The organism is Agromyces allii, assembly GCF_009749385.1.
Lineage (GTDB): Bacteria > Actinomycetota > Actinomycetes > Actinomycetales > Microbacteriaceae > Agromyces > Agromyces allii.
Map to the genome: position 1 here is coordinate 295812 of NZ_WBIN01000007.1, position 11769 is coordinate 307580.

4 protein-coding genes are annotated in these 11769 nt (G+C 66.9%); 1 reads left to right on the forward strand and 3 read right to left on the reverse strand.

Annotated features, from left to right (window positions below; translation table 11 throughout):
• The first annotated feature begins 200 nt into the window (after nt 1–200).
• Nucleotides 201–6701 carry a DUF3320 domain-containing protein gene (locus GQR16_RS11090; protein ID WP_157415192.1) on the forward strand — a complete coding sequence of 2167 codons (6501 nt, stop codon included), beginning with the start codon at nt 201–203 and terminating at the stop codon, nt 6699–6701.
• 22 nt (nt 6702–6723) lie between these two features.
• Here the strand turns inward: GQR16_RS11090 and GQR16_RS11095 are convergent, their stop codons facing one another.
• The 3 genes from GQR16_RS11095 to GQR16_RS11105 all read right to left on the reverse strand — a co-directional run bounded on the left by GQR16_RS11095 (nt 6724) and on the right by GQR16_RS11105 (nt 11345).
• Nucleotides 6724–8616 (reverse strand): hypothetical protein, encoded by a 1893-nt coding sequence (locus GQR16_RS11095; RefSeq protein ID WP_157415193.1) that lies wholly within the window; start codon nt 8614–8616, stop codon nt 6724–6726.
• A gap of 217 nt (nt 8617–8833) precedes the next feature.
• Nucleotides 8834–10720: a hypothetical protein gene (locus GQR16_RS11100; protein WP_157415194.1), complete on the reverse strand. Its 1887-nt coding sequence runs from the start codon at nt 10718–10720 to the stop codon at nt 8834–8836.
• A gap of 199 nt (nt 10721–10919) precedes the next feature.
• Nucleotides 10920–11345: a hypothetical protein gene (locus tag GQR16_RS11105; protein ID WP_157415195.1), complete on the reverse strand. Its 426-nt coding sequence runs from the start codon at nt 11343–11345 to the stop codon at nt 10920–10922.
• Nucleotides 11346–11769: the final 424 nt, after the last annotated feature.

Sequence of the window (11769 nt, forward strand, 5' to 3'; positions counted from 1 at the left end):
CGAGTGAGCGGGAGCTACGAGGTCAGACCGCCTCGAAGGACCCCTTCAGTTTTGCGATGACGGCGACAACGCAGAAGGGGTTGCACCCAGAACTGGGGCCATGCACAGGCGCGCCCGCTGCACGTGGGCGGCACTGCCTAGACTCGTGACACTGCGTGCCGCAGTAGAACCTGCTTGAACCCGCGACATCCGGAGGCCCCATGGAAGAGGTCGACTATCACTCCGAAGTCGGCGATGCGCTCGCGCTGCTGATCGACGGGCTTTCCCCGTTCGTCGAGCGGGTGTTCGTGGCGAAGCTTCCCGCGGGCCTCGAGTGGACCACGATCATCGAACGCAAAGACAAGCTCGCCGGGCGACGGGGCGGTGTGTACGCGAAACGCGATCTCTCGTTGCTACTGCGAGCCCTCACCGAGCGCCTCGGCGATCTCGGCTACCCGTTCGACCGCGAGCTCCCCCGACAAGGGCAGAACTATGCGAGCGAACTCCGAGAGGTGCGAAACCTCTGGGCACACAATGGGGAGTTCTCTGCGCAGACCGCGTTCCGTGCGATGGACTCAGCAGGACTACTGCTCCGGATGATCGGCGCGACCGAGCAGGCGATGAAGATCGCGCACCTGAAGTCAGAATTGCTCCCCGACCGCGCCGCGGGTGAAGCAGCGTCACCGACCGACCGACCCGTGAACGACGCGATCGACGAGGAAACCACCGAGCGAGTCGTGATTCGCCCCGCTGCCGGCATGCTGCCGGAACCGGTCACGCTCGCGCCGGCATCTGCGAGCGTCACCATCAAAGCGGTCAGCCACCTGAGCTACGCGATGGCGCACTGTCGGATTCCGATCATCGACGAGATATCGATCGAGAACCGTGCCGGCGAACGGCGAGGGGCCTCGCTGGAAATCGACGTGGTGAGTGCAGACGGGTCGTTGGGCGGGCCGAAGGTGCTGCTCCTCGATCTCGGCGAGGAGCAGTCGACGATTCTGCGCAGCGTCGATCTCGTACTCGACCCCGCTCGAATGCTCGATGTCGACGAACAGCGGCCGGGCCTCATCCGGGCGATCTTGCGCGACGCCGGTGGCGATCTGATCGTCGAGTCGTCGGTCGATGTGCAGATCCTCGCCTCGAACCAATGGATCGCCGCACCGCTGCACCTCGGACTCGAACTGCTCGCCGCCCACGTACAGCCCAATGCGGCAGCCATCGCTCCGCTACTCATCGAGGCATCCGATCGGCTGAAGAGCGCAACAGGCAATTCGGCTCTCGACGGATACCAGTCCGAGAATCCCGGACGCGTCGATTCGATCGTCACCGCGGTCTACGACGCAATGCGCGCCCGCGACATCCGATACGCAGAGCCTCCGGCCAGCTGGGACTCCATCGGTCAGAAGGTGCGCACTCCGGCCGAAGTGCTCGAGGGCCGGCTCGGCACCTGTCTCGACACGACCGTGACGCTGGCGGCCGTGCTCGAACAAGCCGGCATCAACACCACGCTGTGGCTGATTGAGGGCCACATCTTCCTCGGTTACTGGCGAACCGATAACTCGCTTGGAGCAGTCGCCTCCACCGATGCGATGGACGTCATCAACCTCGTCGATCTCGGCCATCTCGCACTCGTTGAGACGACCTTGCTCACTGGGGGCAACGACTCCCTGAGCTTCGGCGACGCCAATCGGGCACCGCGGACCAGGCACCTCGCCGAGGGCATCGACTGGGTTCAAGGCATCACCGACGTGCGCCAGGCGCGGCTCTCGGGCATCTACCCGCTGCCGAGCCGGTCGCGCGGTGTCGACGGCGAGACCATCGTCACCGTCTACGAGCCGGGTTCGGGGCCCACCATCGCCCCGTATTTCGGAGCGCCGGCCGCGGGCGGAATCGCTCCAGAACTTGCAACCGTTCCACGGCGCGTGCAGCAGTGGAAGAACGCGCTGCTCGACCTCAGCCTCCGCAACAAGCTGATCAACTACACCGACCGATCCGGCTATCGTCTCGAAGTCCCGCCGCCGGTGGTCTCCCGCCTCGAGGATGCCGTGAACGCCGGCACACCCATCACGCTGCTCGCCTCTGACCGCGTGCAGTCGGTCGACGAAGTTCGCGGCATCCGCTTCGGTCGTGATCTGCCCGAGCAGACGAGAGAGACTCTGCTCGCCGAGAAGCGCAGCGCGTTCGTCGACATCACGAGCGCCTCCTACACCTCGAAGCTCCGGTATCTGGCCTACAAGGCGAAGACCATCGCCGAAGAGACCGGCGCGAACAACCTCTACCTGGCCTTCGGCATGCTGCACTGGCGAGTCAACGACCGTGATCTGCGTTCGCCGCTGGTATTGGTCCCGGTCAATCTCACGACCGCGAGCCGCGGCGAGGTGTATCGCCTCACTCTCGACGAAGCCGGTGCGTCGACGCCGAACTATTGCTTGCTCGAGAAACTCCGAGTCAGCTTCGGTCTCGAGATCCCGGGGCTGCAGAATCCCGTCGAAGACCAGTCCGGCATCGACCTCGGTGCGGCGTTCCGCGCTGCCAGAGAAGCGATCTCGTCGGCCGGGCTCCCCTTCCGCGTCGAGGAATCCGTCGACCTGGCGATTCTCCAGTTCGCGAAGTTCCGCCTGTGGAAGGACCTCGACGAGCACTGGGAGACCCTCGCTGAGAACGCCCTGGTCTCCCATCTCATCCACACCCCGCTCGACGCGTTCCAGGACCCGACCTCTGCCGCCCCGCCGGTCGATCTCGACGAACTCGGCGCCGTCGTGCCGGTGCCAGCGGACGCATCGCAGCTCGAGGCCGTCGCCGAAGCGGTCGGCGGACGAACATTCGTGCTCGAGGGGCCACCCGGAACGGGCAAGTCCCAGACGATCACCAACCTGCTGGCCCGGTCTCTGGCCGCGGGCCGGCGAGTGCTGTTCGTCGCCGAGAAGCGCGCAGCACTCGACGTCGTGAAGAAACGCCTCGAATCGGTCGGCCTCGGAGAGTTCTCGCTCGACCTCCACGACAAGTCGGCGCGGCCCGCCGCGGCCCGAGCACAGATCAAACGGGCACTCGACCTCGTGGTCCGCACGGATGCCGCGGCTCTCCACGCGAATGCAGAAGCCGCCGAATCGAGTCGCCGATCGCTGGCACGGTATGCGTCGCGCCTCCATGAAGCCAACGCAGCAGGCATGTCCCTCTACTCGGCACGAACCAGTGAGCTCGCCGCCGACCCCGGAATCGACCCGCTCGAGGTCTCGACCGGTCTCGTGGCATCCGCAGACGAGACGGTGTTCGCCGAGGTCCGCGACGTGCTGCGACGACTCCCCGAGACCGCGGACCTGGCACGGCCGACACCGGCGCACCCGTGGGCGTTCGTCGACGAGCTCCCGCCCGCCCGTATCGATGCGCGGGCCGTGCACGCCGCAGCCCGCGACTTCGACGCCGCAATCGACGCTGCGATGCTGTCCGGATTCGCCCTCATCGACCTCGGTCGCGCCGACTCGCCGGACCTGCTCGACGCGTGGGCCCAGCTCGCCCGCGCCCCGCGGCATCCCATGGCCACCCTCGATGCCCTGCAGTCTCCTGCATGGCAGAGCTACCTCGACGATCTTCAACGCCGGATCACCGGTTTCACCGGCCCGACGTGGCTCTCCGAAGTGAAACCGACCGTGCTCAGCCGCGACGTCGACGCGATCCACGCCGCAGCGCTCGCGGCCGACGCATCAGGATTCTTCGGACGCAGGAAGCGCCGACGTGGGGTGCTCGCGATGTTCGCGGACGCGCTCGTCGGCGAGCCGGCAGCGATCAAGCTGAAGACGTTGTCCGAACTGACAGGTCGGATCGCCGCGACGAACGCGAAGCTCACCGAACTCCGCGCCGCGATCGCGAAGGTCCCCCTGCCACTGATCGACGGGGGGTGGAACGTCCTCGTCCAGGCTGACGTCGACGCGTTCAACGCTCGATTGAGTTGGGTGCGCTTCGCTGCCCACGCACTCGATGGATCGACGAATCCGCATGCTGAGCAACTGCGCCGGTATTTCTCTTCCACAGCAGTGGGATCGGGCCAGGCCGAACTCATGTCGCTCGCGGCGACCTGGCGGAGTCTGATCGCCGTGGCCGCGGTCGCACCGGGCGACGCCGCAAGTTGGGCAGGCGAGGTCGACTTCCTCACTCGCTGGCACTCCACCCGAACTGCAAGGAATCTCGCGACAGGCGAGCCCGTCACGCTCGTGCGGTGGCTCGAGCTCATCCGACATGTCGAGCCCTTGCGCCGCCACGGCCTGATCACCGCACGTGTCGCGATCCTCGAAGGCGCAATGCCAGCTGAAGACGCCGCGCTCGCGTTCGACAAGGGCGTCGCGCTCGCGTCGATCGTCGAACGCGAAGATGCAACCGCCCTCAACGCATTCGACATCGCGGCTCACAACAAGACGATTCACCGGTTCACGGCCTCGACGCACGCGGTGCGGGCTGAACTGCCGAGGGCGATCCCCGCCGAACTGTTGGCGGGACGAACGTTCGCAACCACGTCGACGAGCGGGCAGATCGGCGGGCTACGACGACAGCTTGATCGGCAACGCGGCGGACTGAGCGTTCGGGCCCTGCTCGAGCAGTACGGCGACATCATCACCCAGGTCATGCCGTGCACGCTCATGAGCCCCGAATCGGTCGCGCGATTCATCCCTGCGCGCTCCGACCTGTACGACATCGTCGTGTTCGACGAGGCATCCCAGATCCGGGTTGCCGACGCCGTCGGCGCCATGGGGCGCGGTGCCTCGGTCGTGGTCGTCGGCGACAGCAAGCAGATGCCGCCGACCAGCTTCGCCGACGCCGGCGCGAACCTCGATGAAGACACGGAGTACACGCCGGAGACGGTGGTCGACGAGGAATCGATCCTCACCGAGTGCGTACAGGCGCAGGTGCCGAGCAAATGGCTCTCGTGGCACTACCGCAGCCAAGACGAGTCGCTCATCGCGTTCAGCAACCATCATTACTACGAGAATCGGTTGTCGTCCTTCCCCGCACCGATCGGCTCACGCGCGCGCGACACCGTCGATGGGCACGGGATCTCGCTCGTGCGCGTCAACGGACACTTCGAACGAACCGGCAAGGGCAAGGCCCTCCGCACCAATCGAGTCGAGGCAGAGGCGATCGTCGACGACATCAAGCGGCGCTTCTGGGCGTCGCCCAATGCGACTCCGTCGCTCGGCGTGATCACGTTCAACGCTCCGCAACGCGACCTCGTCGAGAACCTGCTGCGCGACAGCGACGACGATCGCATCCGGCAGGCACTCGACGAGCCTGACGGCCTGTTCGTCAAGAACCTCGAGAACGTGCAGGGCGACGAGCGCGATTGCATCCTGTTCTCCGTGGCCTTCAGCGTCAACGCGAACGGAATCCTCCCGTTGAACTTCGGCCCGCTTTCGCGAGCGGGCGGTGAACGGCGACTCAACGTCGCCGTCACGCGTGCCCGGCGTCAGGTCGTGCTCTACGCGAGCTTTGATCCCGAGATTTTGCGAGCCGAACAGACCAGCTCGATCGGCATCAAGCACCTCAAGGCATACCTCGAGATGGCGGCGCGCGGCGTCGAAGCGGTCAGCGACGACGGTCGGCGACAAGCGTACATCGATCGGCACCGCGACGAGATCGCGGATGAGCTGCGGCTCGCGGGCTTCGCGATCAAAACGGATGTCGGCCTTTCGGACTTCCGTGTCGACATCAGCATCGCCGAAGCCGACGCCCCCGATGTGCCGCTCGTCGCGGTGCTCCTCGATGGGCCGGTCTGGCGGGCGCGGCAGACCGTCGCCGACCGTGACGGTCTCCCTGTCGACGTGCTCAAGGGCCTCATGCGGTGGCCCGGAGTGGAGCGGGTCTGGCTGCCGGAGTGGCTGCACCACCGCGAGGAGACACTGGGCCGTCTGAACCTTGCGGTCGCCGAGGCGAAGGCACACGGAAGCCGCCAGGCGGATCCCGCTGACGTGCCGGATCTTCCGTCCGCCTCGTCGGACGACACGGCGGTCGAGCTCGAGGGGCAGGGGGTCCACGATGACCTACCCGCACTTCAGAATGGCTCGTCGGCATCGGTCATGCCCGCGCCGCTGACAGACCCGCGTGCGATCCGCATCGGCACTGCGGGCGGCCCGCCCGCTTCGCCTGTACACTCACCGCGAACTCATCCGAATCTCGAGGAGTTCATCGAATGGCAGCCCGGCCGCCTCGGCACACTCGCCGACCTCGACGCACTCCCGCACCGCTCCGCACACGCCAAGGTGGAGTCGGCGATCCGCGACGCGATCGCGACCGAGGGGCCGATCCCCGCGTCGCGCCTGGTCAGGCTCGTGGCGGGTTCATTCGGCCTGAACAGAGTGGCGCGAGATCGCGTCACGTCCATCAGACGCGTCGTCCCCGATGAATTCCGACGCCGCGACGGCGAATCGACGTTCTACTGGCCGGCCGATCTCGATGTGACGGCGTGGTTGCAGGTGCGGATCCCCGACGCACGCACGAATCGACCCATCGACGAGGTGCCGACCGTCGAGATCGCCAACGCGATGCGAATCGCATCTGCGACGGCGGGCGGAATGCGTCCGGATGAGATCAAGCGCCAGGCGCTCGGTCTCTTCGGCGGCAAGCGCATGACCACCGCCATCGAGGCGCGGCTCGACGAAGGTCTCGGCTTCGCCCTCGAATCAGGGCGGCTTGTTCGATCGGAGAGCGGGATTCTGCTCGACGGTCTTCGCTGAACTGGCCCGGCGTGCTCCGATGCTACGACTTGGTATTGCTCAGATGTCTGCCGATGTATCCGATGTACACCCGGCCACTCTCGGCGACATCATCGTGATAGTGCATCCGAGGTGCGAAGGTGTCACGATGCGTCGGCTTGAAGTGGGCGTCCATGAGCACCTTCCCACCAGGCACGGGAAGAACCCGTTCCTCACGCCAAGCACGATTGCTCAAGACGGACTCGCTCTCGGTCCCGGCGTGCCGTTCGGGTGAACACTTGTAGCCATCGACTCGGTCATCCGTCAGATACGTATGTACGTTCCCTGCCAGGTCGCCACTCGTCCGCGCGCCGACGTAGTCATAGAGGACGTGGACGTAGTCCCAAAGAGCTGCGGCGTAGCGCCCGTGCGGGTCTCGCTTGTCGACTTCGAGCGCGGCATCTACGTCGCCGGTGAAGACGACGCGCTCCAATGCAACGTGTTCTTCTTCACCTGACGTAATCCGTGCCACGAGCTCCTCCACTGTCGTCGGCGCCTGCCATTCCACCGGGGCGAAACCGACGTGGGTGTCTTCGGCGCGGTCGGCGAGGATCAGATTGCGCCGGAGGATTTGCGTCTCTCTGGCCGCTTCGCGGAGGTCGTCCGTGACGAGTGCGAGCTCGAGATCCAATTCTTCGAGTCGAACCCGAGCGTCACGAAGTTCTGCTTCAAGCTGCAGCTGGCGGTCGGCGGCCTCATCCAACTGTTCAACTGCGACGGCAACTTCGCTGTTCTGAGTCGTGAGCAGCGCGTCGAGTGCCTCGAGATCGTCGACACCCGCAAGCTCTCGATCGAACCACCTCCGGACCATCTTCGCCAGCTTGGCGACGAGTGACTCGGATACGGGCACCTGCGCGGCACCCGTCATGGCTTGCGTTTGGGCAACAGCTGTCGACTCGACGACCGGACTGCTTCCCGCTGCGTTCACGGGTAGTGTTTCGCGCGCCGTCGCGACAATTCGGTCGACCTTCGAGAGCCGCTCCTGCGTTACCGCGGCCTTCCGCAGGAGATCGACGCCCCGACGAATGTCGGCGGGAAGGTCTTGCTCGACCAGCCTCCGCCTCGCTGCCGCGGCATGGATCTTCGTCAGCGGTCTCGCAACCCGCGTTCCAGCAACCGATCGTGCGAGCGTGGCGGGTCCTAGGAATCGATGGCGGACGCCATCGTCTGGATCATCGAGCTCGACTCGCGGCGCGTACGTCCGAACGCTTCCTGGACGCACCTCGTGCGACGGAGGAAGCGCATGCAGGACTTCCTCCATGGCGTCCGCGTAGACGACGAACGTGCTCGCGACTCCCACGCTTTGTTTCGTGAGCGACTCGACCGTGCGACTCCAGACCTCGTCGGTTTCCGGGCCCAGCGATCCGGCAACGATGACGGTGGCCGAGCGTTCCGGGTCCGTGATCGCGTCGAGAAGCTCGCGGACATCGGCCGATCGGATCGCGCGGGGCTTCCCGGAGAGACGGGTAGATCCATCCCATGCGTCCACCGTCTCGAGCAAGGCCGTCACCAGACGTGGAGGATCGACACGGTCGACGACATCGGTGTCGTCGGTTCCCTCGATCGCGACATCGATGACAAGTGTCTGGCGGCGATCTTCGTGTGCGTGAGGGAGAGACAGCGCGAATACCGACACGATGAAGGTGCCCGCGGCGTTCGTTTCCTCGAGACGGTACAGCCGACGGCGACTCGAATCTTCAGCACGGTCGGCGTGGGTGACGATCAGCCGAGCCGCGGCGCCAAGGTCGATTGCGCCGGCACCATCCCAGTCGGCGCGAACGAGCGCGCTTCGACCCCTGGCCTTCTCGGCGAGCCAGCTTCGTAGCTGCGACTCCGCCGTCGCGACTGCGTCGACCTGATCTCCGAGCCGGAGCACCGACCGATAGCCGGCTGCCAAGCCGCCACCTTCCCATCTTCGAACGGCGTCGGACACTCGTAGGAGTCCGCTCACCCGACCATCTGACGGTTGAATACGCTGCGTCGACCTTATCCAGCGGGCGCATTCCGTTCGGCGAGGGGAAATGGACGCGATGACCCCAGTCCAGGGGTAATCGAAGCGGGAGGCGATGCGGTCCCACTCCAGCACCCGATTGTCGCGCCCAGCACTACCCGCTTCACGCCGCCATGTCGTCGTGAGTGACGACCCGGCTAAGGTCGACGGAGCCGTCTGAGCACACCCAGTAGTGCAGGCGGCGGGCCGCCGGGGTGTTCTGCTCGATCGAGGCGCGGAAGCAGCGGGCACCGTCGGCGGGGCGCACGACGTCGGACGCCGACGCCCCGTCGCCCGTGCGGAGGGTGTGCAGGCGGCGACCGGCCACCTCGCCGGCCCGACCGACGAGCACGTCGACCACGGCTTTGAATGCCTTGGCGAGCTGGCCGTCGTCGAGGGCGGTGAGCGACTGCGCGAAGTCGGCCCCGATCGCGTAGTCGGTCGGCAACGCGCGCGAGGCGCGGTCTGATGGTGCGACGCGATCCACCCAGGCGAGCAGGATCTCGTGACGCACCCAGTCGTCGGCGTCGAGCCACTGAGCACGGCGGTCGGCGAATCGGGGCGCCTCGGGCGCCGACGAGACTCGGCGCGACTCGCGCAGGTGCCGTCGCTGGGCACGCAACTCGTCTTCGAGGTCGCGAGCGTGCGCGCGCACCTCGCCGAGTTCTGCCAGAGCGTCGCGGAGCGCACTGCGGTCGGTGAGCGCCTGGTTGCGCAGCGCAGCGTGCGCGCCGGAGTCGGCGCCCGCGTCGCGCAGCTGTGCAGTGAGGTCGGCGACCTGCCCCTGCAGTCGGGTGATCGTGAGCTGCTGCGATTGGGCGAGAGTGCCGTGTCTCGACTCCTGGTGCAGTGGAGCACCGACGACGATCGGTGCTTCGGATGCCGCAACGACCGCCGGCGGCTCCGCTCGATGCAGGCCTGGCCCGGGCATCGGCGACGGCCTGGTCGGCGCGGCGGCTGGTTCGAACATCGGGCTCACCGCAGCATCCGTCGCCACCGCGGCCGTCGCAACAGCCTGAGTCGCGCCATCCGGAACCGAGGCGACCGAGCGCACCGGCTCGTCATCGACGGCGACGAGCGGGCGATCCTCGCGAAGCCAGGGCAGGCCGCCCGCGACGAGCGTGAACGGCGGCACGATCGGCTCGTCGTCGTCGACATCGCTGAGGCTCAGGTGCAGACGATCGCCCGAGAGGTGCAGCACCCGCGCGGCCACGACGTCGCCCACCGAGAGCAGCGCGTCGACGCGATCGAGTGGGTTCGGCGAGACATCCTCGCGGGTGATCTCGATTCGCACCTGCGGGTGCAGCGCCAAGACGGCACGACGATCACTCGTCGACTCGACGAGGGCGAGCGTCACCTCACGGTGCGGGAATCGGGCCGCGACGCTTTCGAGCGAGGGTGTCTCGAGCTCGACGTTGAGGCGCCGCGTCTCGACATCGAGCAGGCCCGAGATGCGCTGCCCCTTGGCGAGGGTCCAGTCGAGCGGTACCGGCGGGTAGGTCAGCTCCTGCCACACCGTCGCCATGCCCTGCCCGTCGAGCGCGACCAAGGCCCGCGAGCCGTCCATGAGAAAGCCACTGACGGTTCCGGATGCTGCGACGGCACGTTTCGGCGCGATCTCGAACAGTCCAGCCGCTTGGGCATGCGCGAGCACATCGGTGATGAGGCGCTCGGTCGCATGACGCGGAGTCGGTTGCGGAAACCGAAGCCGCGACTCCTGCATCGACGTCTCGGTCGTGAAGCCCACCGGATACGAGCGGCCCGCGCCGCCGTACACGTCGAGCCGGTCGGGCAGCAGCGCGCTGAGCTCGCGCGTGAGCGGGCCGGTCTCGATCGCGAACACGCGGCTGACATCGCCCACCTCTTCGACGAGCGCCGCCGCATCGAGCTCGGGCTCGACGGCACCGAACGGCGAGGTGACGACCACCCATGGGCGGTCGCGCTCAGGGTCGAAGAGTCCGCGCGCGAGCTCGCACACGGCCTGTGAGTCGCCCACTCGGGTACAGCTCATCGCACGCCCTCCTTCCGGCCGAGGTGTCGGGTGTTGAGGAGAACGTAGTGGGGGCCGCCGACATAGGACGTCTGCCTGCGAGGGATTCGTCCCTCAACCCTTCGGGCGCCCCACCGCATGATCAAGTACTGGAAGGACGGTTTCACGAGATGCATCCATTTCTGCCTGCCGGCCACTGATCTGTGCACTGGGTTCTGACCTACTGAGCGCCCCCGACGTCGCGGGGCCGCCGATCGCGAAGGACCGCTCGACGCTCGTCGAGCGCGACGATGCGTGCGCGGATCGTCACGAGCACGGCTGCGACCCGGTGGCGATGATGTGCCTCGATAAGGCCGTCGACCTCGAGCGATCGAGCCCGCACAGCGAGGTCGCGCGTCTTCGTGACGGTGTCACGGCGCCAGGCCTGGTACGGGTCGTCGCCGCGGCGCGCGAGCCGCTCGAAACGGTCGTCGATGAGCGCGAGCCGCAGCTCGAGGGCGTTGATGTCGTCGAGCAGTCGCGCGCGCTCGCCATTGCGCGCCGCCCTGACGAGGCCGAGGTCGATCGCCGTGCGAGTTGCGCGAGCCGTGCCGGTCGCGCCGGTGGTGGTCGTCGTGATCGCCGCGAGGTGAGAGTCCGAACCCATGAAGTGTCCTTGCCGACTCCAGCCGATGGCCGAAGATCACGACGCTAGATGAGGCCACCGACATCGCTGCGCGTACCCGTCGAGACGGGCGTGACCCTCTGACTGGGGGTGATAGTCCTGACGCCCAGCAACGGCGCGGGTGTCGTGGCCGTGACGCTCCGCGAAACGTGATCTCGCGGGGGCAAGCGGCATCCGGTGTCGTTCGTCATCGCTAGCTTTCAGGAGGCTCCCAGTCGGGAGCGATTCCACGCTCAGCAGCATCGCAGCTCTTCAGCACGCAGCAATCACCGTTCCACCGAGAGGCCGGCTTATGTCAGATCCCACCAATCCCCCCAGTCCTCCGGCGCAGCCGCCGACGCCCCCGCAGCCGTACGGCGCCGCGCCGACCCCGCCGCCCGCCGCGCCCGCCGCAGCGCCCGCGCCC